General features: G+C 65.7%; 14 protein-coding genes. 9 read left to right on the plus strand and 5 right to left on the minus strand.

Annotated elements, in window-relative coordinates:
* Positions 1-25: 25 nt before the first annotated feature.
* From BLTE_RS04070 to BLTE_RS04090, 5 genes are read left to right on the plus strand one after another with little or no spacing between them, the layout of a single operon-like run.
* A complete protein-coding gene (locus tag BLTE_RS04070) occupies positions 26-325 on the plus strand; it encodes a hypothetical protein (protein ID WP_126397848.1) in 300 nt (99 codons plus the stop codon).
* Positions 326-379: 54 nt separating this feature from the next.
* On the plus strand, positions 380-2,995 hold the full coding sequence (locus tag BLTE_RS04075) for an AAA family ATPase (RefSeq protein ID WP_126397850.1): 2,616 nt from the start codon (positions 380-382) through the stop codon (positions 2,993-2,995).
* Positions 2,992-3,426: a hypothetical protein gene (locus BLTE_RS04080; RefSeq protein ID WP_126397852.1), complete on the plus strand. Its 435-nt coding sequence runs from the start codon at positions 2,992-2,994 to the stop codon at positions 3,424-3,426. Before BLTE_RS04075 ends, BLTE_RS04080 begins: the two co-directional genes overlap by 4 nt.
* Positions 3,416-3,970, plus strand: coding sequence for an HGGxSTG domain-containing protein (locus BLTE_RS04085; protein ID WP_126397854.1), 555 nt, complete (start codon positions 3,416-3,418; stop codon positions 3,968-3,970). Before BLTE_RS04080 ends, BLTE_RS04085 begins: the two co-directional genes overlap by 11 nt.
* On the plus strand, positions 3,967-4,353 hold the full coding sequence (locus BLTE_RS04090; RefSeq protein WP_126397856.1) for a hypothetical protein: 387 nt from the start codon (positions 3,967-3,969) through the stop codon (positions 4,351-4,353). The genes BLTE_RS04085 and BLTE_RS04090 overlap by 4 nt, the downstream gene beginning before the upstream one ends.
* A gap of 68 nt (positions 4,354-4,421) precedes the next feature.
* On the opposite strand, the gene BLTE_RS04095 is transcribed toward BLTE_RS04090, so the two are convergent.
* The gene (locus tag BLTE_RS04095) at positions 4,422-5,444 is read right to left on the minus strand and encodes a hypothetical protein (protein ID WP_126397858.1); all 1,023 of its coding nucleotides are present in this window, start codon (positions 5,442-5,444) and stop codon (positions 4,422-4,424) included.
* 78 nt (positions 5,445-5,522) lie between these two features.
* A complete protein-coding gene (locus BLTE_RS04100; protein WP_244600106.1) occupies positions 5,523-6,197 on the minus strand; it encodes a recombinase family protein in 675 nt (224 codons plus the stop codon).
* 23 nt (positions 6,198-6,220) lie between these two features.
* On the opposite strand from BLTE_RS04100, the gene BLTE_RS04105 reads away from it, so the two are divergent.
* The gene (locus tag BLTE_RS04105; RefSeq protein ID WP_126397862.1) at positions 6,221-6,871 is read left to right on the plus strand and encodes a hypothetical protein; all 651 of its coding nucleotides are present in this window, start codon (positions 6,221-6,223) and stop codon (positions 6,869-6,871) included.
* Positions 6,872-7,121: 250 nt separating this feature from the next.
* On the opposite strand, the gene BLTE_RS04110 is transcribed toward BLTE_RS04105, so the two are convergent.
* Positions 7,122-7,400, minus strand: coding sequence for a hypothetical protein (locus BLTE_RS04110; protein ID WP_126397864.1), 279 nt, complete (start codon positions 7,398-7,400; stop codon positions 7,122-7,124).
* Here BLTE_RS04110 and BLTE_RS04115 point away from each other — a divergent pair.
* Both BLTE_RS04115 and BLTE_RS04120 read left to right on the plus strand, forming a co-directional pair.
* A complete protein-coding gene (locus BLTE_RS04115) occupies positions 7,386-8,072 on the plus strand; it encodes a hypothetical protein (RefSeq protein WP_126397866.1) in 687 nt (228 codons plus the stop codon). The two genes, BLTE_RS04110 and BLTE_RS04115, sit on opposite strands and share 15 nt — an antisense overlap.
* A gap of 248 nt (positions 8,073-8,320) precedes the next feature.
* Positions 8,321-11,113, plus strand: a complete 2,793-nt coding sequence (locus BLTE_RS04120) for a hypothetical protein (RefSeq protein WP_126397868.1) — start codon at positions 8,321-8,323, stop codon at positions 11,111-11,113.
* Between the two features lie 15 nt (positions 11,114-11,128).
* On the opposite strand, the gene BLTE_RS04125 is transcribed toward BLTE_RS04120, so the two are convergent.
* Positions 11,129-11,605 (minus strand): hypothetical protein, encoded by a 477-nt coding sequence (locus BLTE_RS04125; RefSeq protein ID WP_126397870.1) that lies wholly within the window; start codon positions 11,603-11,605, stop codon positions 11,129-11,131.
* Positions 11,606-11,732: 127 nt separating this feature from the next.
* Here BLTE_RS04125 and recD2 point away from each other — a divergent pair, with 127 nt between their 5' ends.
* Positions 11,733-13,922, plus strand: coding sequence for an SF1B family DNA helicase RecD2 (recD2, locus tag BLTE_RS04130; RefSeq protein WP_126397872.1), 2,190 nt, complete (start codon positions 11,733-11,735; stop codon positions 13,920-13,922).
* A 329-nt stretch (positions 13,923-14,251) separates the two neighbouring features.
* Here recD2 and BLTE_RS04135 read toward each other — a convergent pair whose 3' ends face one another.
* Positions 14,252-14,983: a hypothetical protein gene (locus BLTE_RS04135; protein WP_126397874.1), complete on the minus strand. Its 732-nt coding sequence runs from the start codon at positions 14,981-14,983 to the stop codon at positions 14,252-14,254.
* Between the last annotated feature and the right edge of the window lie 57 nt (positions 14,984-15,040).

The following is a 15,040-nucleotide window of genomic DNA, read 5'->3' on the forward strand; positions in this document are numbered from 1 at the left end:
CTTCACACGCTTCAGAGGGCGGCCGATGTTGAGCACCAACGAAACCCGAATTGAGAATTCATCGGATTGGCGCACGCGCCTCGCGGTGTCGGTGCGAGAGGCGGCAGACTTGCTCGGGTGGTCGACATCCCGCGTGCGAAACAACGTTGGCGCATGCCGTCTCGACGGCATCAGGGCGGCCGCAGGCGGACAGCTTTACGTCACCACCGCGAGCATTGCCGCGATGTTGGCCGAGCAAGAGGCCGCGAAACGCGAAGCCGCCGTTCAGGAACGACGCCGCTCGCAGCCGACACTACGGCTCGTCGTCGACAATTCCAGGTCTTGAAGCAAGAAGGCCGGCGCTCGCGGGAACGAGCGACCGGCCGGAAAGGGAATTATCGTGAGCGTCAATCCTTTAGCACGGCCGGGCGCCGCGGGCAATTCGGCGGCCGACTTCAGCGAATTGCTTGCGCGGGCGCCGAAGCTGCCGCCGGCTGGCGGAAATACGTCGCGGCTGTCACCAGCTGTATTCGAGAAGTCGCAGCCGGCAGGTCCCGTGCCGGCGCCGGCACCCGTCGTGCCGCCCGGGAGGTTCGCCGAGTTCTGGCGGCTTGGATATCGCCGGCTGGTGCCGATCGTCCCGGTTGATGCTGAATTGTCGGAGCACTCGACGCTCCACCAGCGCATCAAGAAAGACCCTCGCAACGATGGCCGCGGCAAGACGCCGGGCGTCAAGGGCCGAGACGGCAAGTGGTGCTCGTTCGATTGGGCGTCTTGGGAATCCACTGAGGCCGATCTGCAGCGTTGGGCGGGCATGGGCGCCGGTGTCGGCATCAAGTGCGGTGGCGCTGACGGATTGGTGGCGATCGACGCCGACACTCTCGACCTCGACCAAGCCCGCACCATTCGGAGCGTTATCGAGGAGAAGCTCGGCCTGTTGCCGGTGCGCATTGGGCAGGACCCCAAGGCGCTCTATTTGTGTCGATCGTTGGAACCGATGCGCTACGCCCGCGTGGAATTCGGCGAGCGCGATGACAGGGGCCGGTCGCGCTTCCGCGTCGAGCTTCTGACCGACGGCAGACAGTTCGTTGCCGCCGGGACGCATCCGAAAACCCGCAAGCCCTACCACTGGCCGCGCCCGCCGGTGCGGCTCGACGATCTGCCGGTGTTCGAGCCTCAAGCCATCCTGGCCGTCTTGGAGGCGATCCGAGCGGCCATGCCGGCCAGCAAACCTTTGGTGCTGGAGGGCGGCAAGGGCGACGTCGACCAGTCCTCGCTGCAGGGGCGGCTGGAGGACGTTCGCCGCGCCGTCGAGGCTACGCCGAACCGAACCGAGCTGTTCCCGACGCGCGAGGCTTGGCTAGGGTTCGGCTACGCCATCAAGGCCGCGTTGCCGGACCACCCCGACGACGCGCTGGAGCTGTTCCACGAGTGGTCGGCCCGCTGGGAGGACCCGGACGGCGAAGCCAACGATCCGGATTACGTGACCGCGGAATGGGCGCGGTGCAAGCCGCCGTTCCGGCGCGGTGCCTCGTGGCTGTATGAGTTGGCCGAGCAGCACAGCGGCGGCAAGTTCAGCCGGGCGGAGCTGTGGTTCGACGTCATCGAGGACACCGAGGACCCGTTCGAGATCGCAGCGCGCCGGGCTCGCGAGCAGGCCGAGGGCTCGGCACCGATGCTCGCGAGCCCGGCGTTAACGGTCGTTCGCGGGGTGGTGGACACGTCCGCGGTGTCGGTGCGCGAATGGCTGGTGTGCCCCCGCTTGCCGATCGGCGATGTTGCCCAGTGCGTCGGCGAGCCCGGAATCTCAAAATCCACCTTCGCGCTTCGCGATGCTCTTGCCGTCGCGACGGGCAACGAACAGCTTCTCCGCGGCGCTGACGCATCGGGAAACCCGATCAGCCCGGAGCGCTTGCATCGCTCTGGTGCGGTCATCGTCTACAACGCCGAGGATCGGGAAGCGGAAATGCGCCGCCGGTTGGCTGCTGCCCAGCGGCATTACGGCATCACCGCAGCCGACATGAAACACCCGATCGTGCTGTGGTCGGGGATTGACCACCAAACCCTGACGATCGTCCGCCGCGACGGCGAGCGTGGTGCGATGAAGCGAGCACCGGGCGCCGACGCGCTCGAGAGCGTGATTGCGGAACACGGGGCCGTGCTGGTCGTCCTCGATCCGCAGATCAGCCTCAGTGCGGGCGGCAACGAGAACAGCAACGACGATCAGGACGCCTTGCTGCAGGAGCTGGCGCGGATCGCGACACGTCGGCAGACGAGCATCCTTGTCGTTCACCACACCTCGAAAGCCTCGCGGGACAACAAGGGCGACATGGCGGCCGGACGTGGCGGCTTCGCCGCTGTCGGCAAGGTGCGCAGCGCCTTCACACTCTGCAACGTGACCGGCGATGGCGACGAAAAGGCTTGGGGCGTCACGCCGGCCGAGCGCCTGATCCGGCTCGACTACGCGAAAGTCAGCCACGACAAGGTGCCGACGGGGCCTCTCGTGTTCCGGCGTGTCAGCGCTCCGGTTGGAAACGGCCTCGGAACTCGGCCAGCGACGGCCGAGGTGTTGTTCGAGGGCAACCCGCGCGAGGCGCTCAAGATGGCCGGCGACTTCGCCCCGGTGCTGGAGCTGGTGGACGTCAAAGCCCTGGCCGCGGCCGCCGGCGAAAAGCCGGTTGACCAAGCCAAAGCACAGCAAGTCGCCCGCATCGCCAATGAGCTGATGGGCGACGACGACGAAATCGGGCTCGGCGGGAATTGGGAGGTCATCGGCGCTCGGATGCGCGACGCCGGCCTGATCAAGGCCGCAGGTCGGCCGACGATTACCGGAGAGGTTCGGTCGGCGCTCGTGGGTCAAGGAATTTGCGTCGACCACCGCGGCCGAAAAGTCCTGATCCGAATTTCAAAGCGGGGCTCCGGCGACAAGGCGCCGCTATGGATCGAACGAATTCCGGCCGAGGACACGTATGACATGTCACACACGAGCCGCGTCACACAGGAAGGCGGAAAATGACTTTCACCGGCCTTGTCGCCCTTTTCGGCCTTGTCGATCGCATGTCGGTGCTTGTCGGCGACAAGCCGATCGCAGGTCTTGTCGGTGCTTGTCGGTCGCTTGTCGGCGACAAGCAAAATATCCATCAAAACAATGAGTTAGTTCATTCCGGTTTGCTTGTCGGTGCTTGTCGGCAGAAAACAAGCGACAAGGGCGGAAAAAACTCAATGAAATCAATGCTTGTCGCTTGTCGGTGCTTGTCGCCCTACGGGGGGCTGTCGGCACCGACAAGCCGCCGCCCCCACGGGCGGAAGGCGGCCGTTTCAGAAAAACGGCACGGTGGTTTTCGACAACAAACAAGGCCGACAATTCGGCGGATAAAATATCCGGTCGCCGCGTCATACGGGATAATTTATGCGGGCGTTTGGGCGGAGCGCATCGGTGAAGCTTAACAGTCGCCAATTGTGGGCGCGCTCGCGCGAATTCCGAGAGGTGGCCGACGCCGCGCTCGCGAAATTCAACGCGACCCGCCATCTCCGGCCAAAATGCGGCGCCAAGCGGCGGACGGATGGCCAGCCGTGCCAGAACTTGCCGTTGGCCAATGGGCGTTGCCGGCTTCACGGTGGCCGTGTGCCGGGCGGTGACGGGTGGCATAAGCCCCGGTGGCCGGAGAACGGCCCCGGCGCCGACGCGGCGCTGGCGCGCAAGCTGGAGCATCTGGAGTGGCGTCGGGCGAAGCGTGCTGCTCGCCTTGCCGCGATGACGCCGGAGGAGAGGGCGCGTCACGAGGCTTGGCACCGCGCACGCAAGCCCGGCTCGGCCGCCGAACGTGCCGCCGAACGTGAGCGGCGGCGCCAGGACAAGGCTGCGGCGAATCTGCTGGGCGGTGATCGGCCGCGTGAGCGCCGCAGTCCGGAGCTGCTGGCGCTCGACGCCGAGATCGTCGAATTGCGATTGGCGCTCGCGATCGAAACAGGAGAAGGGATTTTCCGATGACAAAGGCCAACGACGAAGGCGAAGCCGACGACGGCCTCGACGCTGAGCTCGAAGAGCTCGCCGCGATCGACGATGAGGTCGAGTTCCGAGAGGCGCTCGGGCGGAGCCTGCGCACGCGCGGGGCGTTTGAAGGCTATCGGGCAGCGTTGAGCGTGGCCCGCGACAAGCGGGCGCCAGCACCGGCCCGCGCAACGGCGTCCGTGGCGCTGTTGCGTGCTGCGAACTTGTTCGCGAAGAGCGACGATGGCGGGGCGCCTAAGCAGCCGTACGAAATGAGCCTCGACGAACTCGACCGTGAGATCGAACGCTTGCGGCGGGCGCGCACCGGCGAAGCCGCGCCGGCGAAGCCGCGATCGAAGCGGGATCGGGGCGTGTTCGGCTGACCGGAGCCTGTGTGAAGCAAAGCCGAAGAAATCGGCAGCCGAGCGCAATTGGCTGCCAAAAATCCCAATTAGCGGGAACTGACGGTTTGCACCGCGGCTCTTTGGATCGCCGCTCCGGAAGAATTCACCTGATCAGCCGTTTTCCCTACGGTCGACAAGACGTAGTGTCCCCCAGCCGGTCGCTTGAGCACGACATAGTTTGTCGCGTAACCTTCGTCCGTCTCGCAGACGGTGAACAGGTTGAACGCCGAAGCATTCGACTCCGCTGGAGCGATTCCGGAAGCGAACCTTCCTTTGCAGCGTGAACTGTCGGCAGCGAACAAGCCCGCCTTTATCGCCTCAGGTGTCGTCTCACGGTCCGCGGCCATCACTCTAACCGAACCTATGCCCTCGCCCTTTATCGCCCAAACGGCATCGTGCGCCTTTAGCTCAGGTGGAATCGCATCGGGCTGTAGGAAGACGAATCCCGTAATGCCGGCGAGACTGAGGACGTTTGTCGCGAAGGTCACGGCTTCAAGACGCGTTTCGGCCGAAGGGCCGACAGGTGCGCGTGAAGCTGTTGGGGGGTGTGGGGTCGGGCGCGCCGCTGTTGGTGCGCCGAGAGGGTTCTTTGCGCAATTAAGCAACTCTGCGAGCATCGAAGACGTATTTGTCAAATTAAACTTCATAAATTCATCAGAATCTAACGACTTAATGTATAATACGTATCCGCGACGGATTTCGTTAAACAGACCAACATCATCTGGCAATTCTGCTAAAACAAGTTTATCTGAAATGGCTTCTCCGATTCCAAATCGGACTGGTCCATCATCAATTTTGTAAGCAAATCTATGATTCGACATCAACGGTAAATGCCAATTATTGCGCGATAGGCCAAGAGACCATCGAAAATCATTGCTTATTGAAAATAGAACATTGTAGCCGGACCTGTACGGAGCGAGAGAAACGCACGATTGAAACTTGCCGGTTTTATCGTTGCTGTACGCTGTTACAGACCAATTTCCTACATTGAACTCTCGGATTCGTGCTGCGTTGGCGCAAGAAGTCAGCGCCGTCAGAAGCGCGAGGGAAGAAACAACAAGCCGAACCATGGCGCGCCCTCCGGAAAAGTCAGATGCAGTGTCCCCTTGTGCAGCCCGAGATTGCAAGGGTCTCGGCTAAGGAAGCGCTCAATTCGAGGTGGACAGCATCCGCTTGACGCTTTCGGCCCCGTAGGGCGCACCAGACGGCCCGGTGAAGCCGGCTTCGGCCAACTTGGCGGCGACAGTGCGGAGCGACGGCCGCTCGCCCGTCCGAGGGTTCTTCCGGTTCAGGCGGCGGGCGAGCGCGATGGCTTCGGCCGGCACCGGCTTGCGACCTTCGACGCGACGGCCGATTTCCCGGCTCTTGCGGTCCCGCGCGCCGCGAAGCTTGGCGACCACCATCGCCTTTTCGAACTGAGAGACGGCGCCGAGGATTTGCCGGATCAGCGTCGCGGTCGGTGTCTCGTCAACGAAGCTATCAGGGCTGTCGGCGGCAATAAGTTCGATCCCGAGGCGCTGTAGCATGCTGTGGCCGGTTTCCTGCACGATCAGATCGCGGGCGAACCTGCTGGCCGTCTCGACGATGATCTTGCGAACCCCGTTGCCGGCGATCCGCTCCAGCATGTCGGCGAAACCCGGACGGGTGTCGACAGGGTCGGCGCCGCTGACGGCCGCGTCGTAGAACTCGGCAACGATCGTCAGCCCGGCCCGCTTCGCATACGCCTCAACGGCCGCCTTTTGACGCGCCAGGCTGTCCTTGTCGGCGCCGACGTTCGAGGCGGAGCTTGTGCGGTAGTAGGCGAGCGCTTCGTGCTTGGCCATCTGCTTTCCCTTCATTCAAGGCTATGCAGAGTCTCGCGCTTTCGGCTGAAACTGTCAACAATCTTGAGAAAGTTGACAATCGCCACGGCCGCGCCACGGCGGAGGGGGCGCCGAACCCGATGCTGTACGTATTCGCGCGTATGCTGGCGAAGGCATCGGCGCGGCGGTGGCCGAGTATGAAAATGTCAGACAATCCCGATGCGACTAGAGCGTTCAGTCTCAACAAAATTCGCTTTTCTGAAATGTCGTTCGTCAGAAAATGTCTGATGACAAATCAGACAAATCATACGAAACCGCTGGAAGCGGCCGCTATTTACAGAAAAGCAAACCCCATACATGCTCATTTCATCGGTAAACCGTCGGAGGGACGCATGTCTAGGCTTGAAAACGAAATCCGTGCGTTTTGGTGCACGATGTCCGAGGTTGCCGCCTCGGAACGCGGTAACGATCCCAACGAGGCTCGCGCGGGCGTCGAGTGCCTGACGGCCTGCGGCTCCTACGGCGCGAGCCCAGCGATGCGGCGCCGGGTCATCGGCGAGCTGCGGCGGCTCACCGCCGCGTCGCGGCATGCGTCCGCGCGAGCCGCCGCATCGGCGTGCATCGTTGAGCTGGAGAGCATCGACGAAGTCGCCGACGCGGTCGCGATGGCGCGGATAGAGGCCGAGATCGGTTGATCGTCGCTGGCCCCGTGGCCGGCGGCGCGCGGCGCGCCAGCGGCTGATCCCCGCCTCGGGCCGGTGGCGCGGGCGACATGCGGGCATGCGATGCGCGCACGTCGAGCGACGCGGCGGGGCTGGCCGGCGAGCCCCGCCAGCACCCCGGCCCGGCCCCCGGTCACCCTCCGGGGGTAGTCCGAACGCGATGACAGAAGCGGCGCCGGGCGCTCATAGAAATTCGCGCCGAGCCCGAACTTTTCCCGCGCGATCATCCGCGGCGACGTCCCGGAAACGCCACCACGTTGCCGCCGACAGCCGGCGTGACCGGGCGCCCGGCGACGCTGGCCGACGCACAGCTCGACCCGGCGCCGACCGCCGCGCGCACCGGCCGCGGCGACAGTTCGTCAGCCAACGCGGCAGCGTCCTCTCGCATCAGTTCAACCAACCGCGTGATGCGGGGCCGACGATCGGCCGGCACCGCATCGAGCACTTCGTCGGCAAGAACGGTCAACGCCGCGACAACGCGGCGAGCATGAATGTCGAGCACAGCGGCCCCCGTGGTTGTGGCGGTTTCGGCAGCATAGTCGCGTTGCCCGAAGTGTGCGCTTCCGGCGTTTTTGGGAGGCATTTTAGCGCACACCTGAAACGCCTACTTTGGGCAAACGACAGCGATCTTTTGAGGACCAACGCGATGTCTCGACGTCCTTTCGACATGTGGCCTTACATCGATCGCATCTGTACGGGCCTAAAGGACGCGACGGGCTACGCGGAACGAGGCGCAACCGCCGCATTTGCGTACAAGGCTGCGCACGGTCTGCGGTGGGCGTTCGAATATGCGGGAGTCCTCTGGATAGAACAGGTATCCCTCCCGGCTGAGCAACGCGATCGCATCCTCGGATTGCTTGTTTGTGCTGAAGCCGCCATGCGAGCACCGCTTGAGCAAGTTGGGTGTTCGGCCGCGACGACCAAGGCCGCCATGGCGGCTTTCGCGACGCTGATTGTGATGCTGGCGGAGACACCGGAACAGCGCCTGTCGCGTTTCGACGGACAGGGGGCCGACGCCATGGACACCGTGGTCATATTCCGGAACGCGATGCACAGCGTTGAATTGACGTGCCGAATTCTTGACCGCGCCCGCGAACGGCGGCGAGCGACCGTCGACGCGCTTCAGCCGCTGGTGAGCGTTGGAACCGAGGGAGCTCTCGCATGCCGTCGTTGAACGAATCCGAAGGCCGGCGCTCGCAGGGTGGCGCAATGACCGCCTCGCCGCAGAACGTCATTGAAGTTGAGCTGCCGGACGGAACCGTGATCGAGGTGGCCGGCGTCACGACGCCCGAGGCCGCCGCCAGGGCCGCGCATGCCTACATGAAAAGGCGTCCGGCCGGTCCCACCGCTGGTGCGCCTGTCGCAGCCACACCGTCCCCGGCCGCAACCACGGCCCCCGCGGACCCGGCGGCGGCCGCCGCCATGAGGCCGGCCCCGGAGCCGCACCAGAGCCTCGCGCGACAGATCGGTGGCGCGATCGGCCGCGCCGCGGCGGGCGTTCCGCAACTCGCTGTCGAGCGTGTGTTGTCGCCATTGTCACAGGCTGCGCGCGGCGTTCGCGAGGGTGTCGCGGCTGTCGCCGGCCTGCCGGTCGATCTGGTCAATGCGGGGCTGAGCCTCGCCGGCCTCGGCAGCGAAAAGCCGGTCGCCGGATCGAAGCAGATCGACGAGCTGCTGAACGGCTACGGCGCCTTTGAGCCGCCGCCGGCGCAGAACTTCGGCGAGCGCATGTTGCGCCGCGTCGGGATTGAGGTCGGCGCGGCGACTGTGCCTGTCGCTGGAGCGCTTCGCGCTGGCGAGATGGGCGTCGAGGCCGCCCGCAAGCTGCCGCCGCTGGTCCGCGAGTTCGTCGAGTCTGCGGCCACCGCGCCCGGCCAGTTCGTTGCGCGCGAGGGCACGACGGCGGCCGCTGCCGGCGCTGGTGCTGGACTAGTCGGCGAGCTGACCGGCCGCAATCGCGCGATTGGGGAAGGACGCGAGCCGACGACCGGCCAGCAGATCGGCGATTTGGCCGGGGCACTCGGCGGCGCCGGCGCCGTCGGTGTGGTCCGGTCGGTCGGCCCAGCGGTGGCCGACGTGGCGCGCGCCGTCACCGGCTCGCCGAGCTACACGTCGAAGGTCGTCCGAGAAGCGGCGGCCGAGCAGCTCGCGCAGAACTACGTCGGCCCGGCGTCGCAGGACGGCGATACGCGGCAGATCATCGAGGCCATCGAGCGCGGCCGGCGGGTCGGCGACGCGGTTCCCGGTTTCCGCGATACGTTGGCCGCCAGGACCGGGAACGCCGGCTTTGCCGCGCTGGAGCAAAGCCGCAGCAGCACCGGTCCGAATTCCGGCCTGTTCGCCCAGCGTCGCGCCGAGAACACGGCCGCGGTTGACAGCGCCCTGGCCGGCGTGGCGCCGCAAGGATCGCCGTCCGATCTGCGCAACGCCTTGGCCGTCGAGCGAGACCGCCGGCTTGCCGAAGCCGCCGACCGGACGCGGGCGGCACAAGCCACGTTCAACCAAGCGGCCGACCGGCTGCAGGCCGTGCGCGCCACCGCGGACGCGCGTGGCGCCGATATCCGGAGCGCATTGGAGGATGCGAAGGCGGCGGCTCGCGACGTCGAGCGGGAAGCGTGGCGCGGCGTCTCCGATGCCGGCGAGGTCGACATTCGGCCGCTGGCCGCCTCCTTCCAGCGTGTCACCGGCGGCTTGTCCGAGGCCGAGCGCCGCTCGTTCGTGCCGCGGGATATCGTCTCGATTCCCGACGCGATCATTGAACGGGTGCAGCCGCGCAATCCGGCGTTGGCGCAGACACGCGCCGATCTGCCGGCCGAGGATCGCGCCATTTTCGACGCCATCCTCGGCGGCGGAGCCGCGCCGGACGCGACCGTGAATGTGCGCCTCGGCGAGGTGACGGGCCTGCGGTCGGCGCTCTCCAGCGCCTTGATCGAAGCCGGCATCGCGCGCGACCCGGCCCGGGCTCGCGTGCTCAACCAGTACATTTCGGCCGTCGACGACTATCTCGGCGCGGCGCTGCCGGCCGAGTTGCGCGGCCAGTATGACGCCGCTCGCGCCGTCAGCCGCGACTTGAACGACCGCTTCACCCGGCCACAGTCGGCCATCGCGCAGACGCTCGACCGGCAACAAGGCCTCTACCGGCAGCCGGACTCGGCGGTGCCGGACAAGTTCGTGCAGTCGGACGAAGGTCGCATCGCCGACTTCGAGGCGCTCATTCGCGAGGCCGGGAACGATCCGCGCACCCGCGGCGCCATCCGAGATCAAGTCCTGTCCGACGTCCGGCAGCGCGGCTTGCTCGACGATCCGGAGCGGCTCGACGCCTATCTCGGCCGCTACAACACGGTGTTCAGCCGGTTCCCCGAGCTTCGGGCCGAGCTCGGCAACGCCGCGGCCTTGCGCCGGACGCTCGGCGAGGCGACCACCGCCGAGGCCGGCTTGGCGCGCGATCTGGGCACGCCGGAGCGGCCGGGCCGCGGCACGGTCGGCCAGTATCTGCGCAGTGCTGACGAGACGACCGAAGCGGCGTTCGAGCGCGTGCTGCGCTCGCACGAGCCGGGCAAGGCCGCTGACGAACTCTTGCGGTTCACCGGCGACAGCCCGGCCGCGGTGGACGGTGCTCGGGCCGCGTTCTGGAGAAGCCTGGAGAAGCACGCCCGCGCCACCGATCCGGCGACGCCCGGCGTGCGGCCGTGGGTGCCGGCAGCAATGAAAAGCTTCCTCGACGAGCCGCGGTCGGTGGCGGTGGCCGAGCGGCTTTACCGCGACAACCCGGAGCACCTCGCCAATATCCGCCAGATCGCCGAGGCCATTCAGGGCGTCGACCTTCGCCCCCGGCCGCCCGCGGCGGTGGGCGGCAATCCGGCCGCAGCCGGCGGCCCCGGCAACATCCTGACGCCCGAGACGGTCATGAGCCGCACCCTGGCGTGGCACCGTGGCCAGATCGGCGGCCCGTTCTTGGTGTCGTCGCTCGCGGCGGTGGCCGCGCGCCGGGCCGTCCGTCGAGCGCATGCCGACGCCATCAGCCGGCTGTTGGACGAGGCGTTGCTCGACCCGGACCTCGCCAAGCTCCTACTGGAGCAAAACAATCCGGCGACGCGGGCGGCGCTGACGCGACGCACCAAGGGGTGGATGGGCAATGAGGCTTCCACACTGGCCGATCTGATCGCCGGCGACGATCAGGAGGTCGACCCGGTGAAGGCGGCCGTCATGCGGTGAGGGGTGACCGTATCGTCACCGACAATGGGAAACGAAAACGGTGGACCGTGTCGCACGATATTTTTCGCCAACAACGGGCATGGCCATATTGTTAATGTGTGAGTTCATATGCACTATCATTCGTGATTTAACGTGAAAATTGAATACATTTATTGCATTTCTTTTTATCACAACTGCGATTATGTGGTCATCATCTGCGCTGGTCACCGTTGCCTCTTCGATGGGATTTCGGCCGTCAATTACTGAAGACATGCCTGGAGGCACGTAACTGTCAACGGAAACGTAGAAGCGGCCGTTGTCGAGAATTATCCGGACGGGCCCCAAGCTATCCTCGAACCAACGGGGTGCGTCCGAGGCAATGCTCACGCCTTTTCCTTCCAACGGCGCACACTCAAAGACCTGAAGCGCCGACGCATCGCGTGTCGACAAATTCAGCGAAGAACCGACACAGGCGGCGATCGCGAAGAGATGACAGGCTGAACGGCTGGGCATGTGGTGGCACCCGCAGCGGGCCGAGGCGATCCACTTCTAGTATGTTGAATGTCGCTTGTGCAATTAGGAACTGTGGCGAGTCGATGCGCAGCTTCCGATTTCCCCGCTGCTCGGGATAATGGCCGCCATGAAGGCGCTGCCGGATTCTCCTCCCCGAGAAGCCCTTGCCGGGCTCGTCGAGCGCGTCACCTTCCACAATGCCGAGAGTGGGTTCTGCGTCCTGCGGATCAAGGCGCGCGGCCATCGGGACGTCATCACCGTCATCGGCCACGCCGCGGCAATTTCGGCCGGTGAGTGGATCACCGCCGCCGGCGAATGGGTCAACGATCGCACCCACGGCCAGCAGTTCAGGGCGCGGTTTCTCAAGACCTCACCACCGGCCTCAGCGGATGGCATCGAGAAATACCTCGCCTCCGGCATGATCAAGGGCATCGGCCCGGTCTACGCCAAGAAGCTGGTGCGTGCGTTCGGCGACAAGGTGTTCGACGTCATCGAGGAGACGCCTGACCGCTTGCGCGAGGTCGACGGAATCGGCCCCGTCCGCGCCGACCGCATCGTCGCGGCCTGGGCCGAGCAGAAGGCGGTGCGCGAGATCATGGTGTTCCTGCACAGCCACGGCGTCGGAACGGCGCGGGCGGTGCGCATCTTCAAGACCTACGGCACCGATGCCATCCAGGTCATGACCGAGAACCCGTACCGCCTGGCGCGGGATATTCGCGGCATCGGCTTCAAGACTGCCGACACCATCGCGATGAAGCTCGGCATCGACAAAACCGCCATGGTCCGCGTCCGCGCCGGCATCTCCTATGCCTTGAGCGAGGCGATGGACGAAGGCCATTGTGGCCTGCCGGTGGCCGACCTCACGCCGCTGGCAGAGAAGCTGCTGGAAGTGCCGGCCGAGTTGATCGCCACCGCGCTCGACCTCGAACTGGCCGACAGCGTGGTGGTGCCCGACCGGGTCGGCGACGTCGACTGCATCTTCCTCGCCGGCCTCCATGGTGCCGAGCGGGCGGTGGCCGACAAGCTGCTTGCCCTTGCCACCGGCGCGCCACCCTGGCCAGCGATCGACGCGGACAAGGCATTGCCCTGGATCGAAAGGCGGACCGGGCTCACCCTTGCGGACAGCCAGAAGGCCGCGGTGCGGCTGGCGCTGGCCTCCAAGGTGCTGGTGATCACCGGCGGCCCCGGCGTCGGCAAGACCACCATCGTCAATTCGATCCTGCGTATCCTTGCCGCCAAGGGTGTGGCGCTGCTCCTGTGTGCGCCGACCGGCCGCGCTGCCAAGCGGATGAGCGAGGCCACCGGCCTGGAGGCCCGCACCATCCACCGCCTGCTGGAGGTCGACCCCAAGACCGGCGGCTTCAAGCGCGGCCCCGACCACCCGCTCGACTGCGACCTCCTGGTGGTCGACGAAACCTCGATGGTCGACATCCTGCTGATGAATGCCCTGCTCAAGGCGGTGCCGACCCGGGCCGCCCTCCTGATCGTCGGCGACGTCGATCAGCTCCCCTCGGTCGGGCCCGGACAGGTGCTGGCTGATATCATCACCTCCGACGCGATCCCGGTGGTGCGCCTGACCGAGGTGTTCCGGCAGGCGGCGCAAAGCCGGATCGTTGTGAATGCCCACCGCATCAACCAGGGCCAGATGCCGGAGCTCGACCGCCCCGCCGAGGACAGCGATTTCTATTATGTTCACGCCGAGGAGCCGGAGGTTGCCGTCAGCCGCATCATCGAGCTGGTCAAGGCGCGTATCCCGCGCCGCTTCGGCCTCGACCCGATCCGCGACGTCCAGGTGCTGTGCCCGATGAACCGCGGCGGCATCGGCGCCCGCTCGCTCAACATCGAGCTGCAGGCTGCCCTCAACCCGGCCGGCGAGAACAAGGTCGAGCGGTTCGGCTGGACCTTCGCGCCCGGCGACAAGGTGATGCAGGTCGAGAACGACTACGACAAGGAGGTCTACAACGGCGATATCGGCTACATCGGTACCGTCGATTCCGGCACCGGCGAGCTGACCGCGACCTTCGATGGCCGCGCCGTCACCTACGAATTCGGCGAGTTGGACACGCTGGTGCCTGCCTACGCCACCACCATCCACAAGAGCCAGGGGTCCGAATACCCGGCGGTGATCATCCCGGTGATGACCCAGCACTACACCATGCTGCAGCGGAATCTGATCTACACCGGCGTCACCCGCGGCAAGCGGCTCGTGGTGCTGGTCGGACAGAAGAAGGCCGTCACCATCGCCGTTTGCAACGTGTCGGGCCGGCGGCGGTGGTCGAAGCTCTCCGAGTGGCTGCGGTCACCGGTTCGGGGATAAGGGTGACAGCATCAGGAAAATCCCGCATCCGCCGACGGCAAACCCTGATCACTGCTTTCCCTGCTGCCGCAAGAGAGTGCGTGCTACGCCCCGTTCGGCTTCTTCGTCAGCCCCGACGCTCAATTTCTCCGGTGTGCATCGGCTCGTAGGCGGGCTCCCGCATACACGGGCGATTTCGGCCCAGCCGACACACTTCCCGTCCGGTCCTCGGTATCCAGGCCCTCCGCGGCTCCCGCAGCCGCGTGACGCTGCCACGGCCGAGGACACCAGGATAAGGACACCGGCAACGACGATGAGCGGCGATCGCAGCGCAGACATTGAAGAACCCGCTATCTCGTCGGCTGCTGAGCAATGCTGATCTCATGCCGGTCAGAGCCTACGACAACGACAAGCCGATAGCTCTTCTGGTCAGAGCCTTCGGGTGGTTGAATATGGACTTGGCCACCGTACCACTCGCCCGGCAGGAGCGTGTTGTCCTTGATGACCCCTCGTTCGAGGGCCACCATGTTGGCTTGGCCACGCTCAATGGTGGCTGAGATCATGGCCTCGTTCTGCATGTTGGCGTTCGCCTGGGCGACCGCTGCGGCAGCTGGGCTGTAACCGACGGTGTGGGCCTGATAGACGCCGCGAGGCGTATAGACGGTCGTGTTGGCGTTATAATAGCCGGCGTTTGCAGCGGCGGCCGCGTTTGCCCCAGCGGCCAGCCCGGTCAGGATAGCAGCTGCGACCTGCCGGTTGCGCTCCTCAGTTCGGAGGTCTTCGAACGTGAACACCTTCAGAGCAGCCTCAGACGACTCGGCGCGCTGGTAGGCCTCGATGTCCGCGACGCGGAATTCCAGCGGCTGTTTCGTCAGGTTGTTGATGCCGACCACGAACACAGGCCGGGCGCCGGCAGCAAATTCGCGAGCTGCCGCGCGGACGAGCACGATCGAGGACTTTCTTCGCGACACTATCGCCGGCTGGCCGTCTCGTGTGATCGATTGCTGATCTGGCCCTGCTTGGAAGGCTACCCGTTCGTGGACACACGCTCCAAGAACGCTCGCGACCGCCAGCACCAGCACCCAACCTCCACGCATCGACAACCTCCCCCGCGCTGCGCCGATGCTCTCGTTTCGGTT

The organism is Blastochloris tepida, from assembly GCF_003966715.1.
In the GTDB taxonomy this organism is placed as follows: domain Bacteria; phylum Pseudomonadota; class Alphaproteobacteria; order Rhizobiales; family Xanthobacteraceae; genus Blastochloris; species Blastochloris tepida.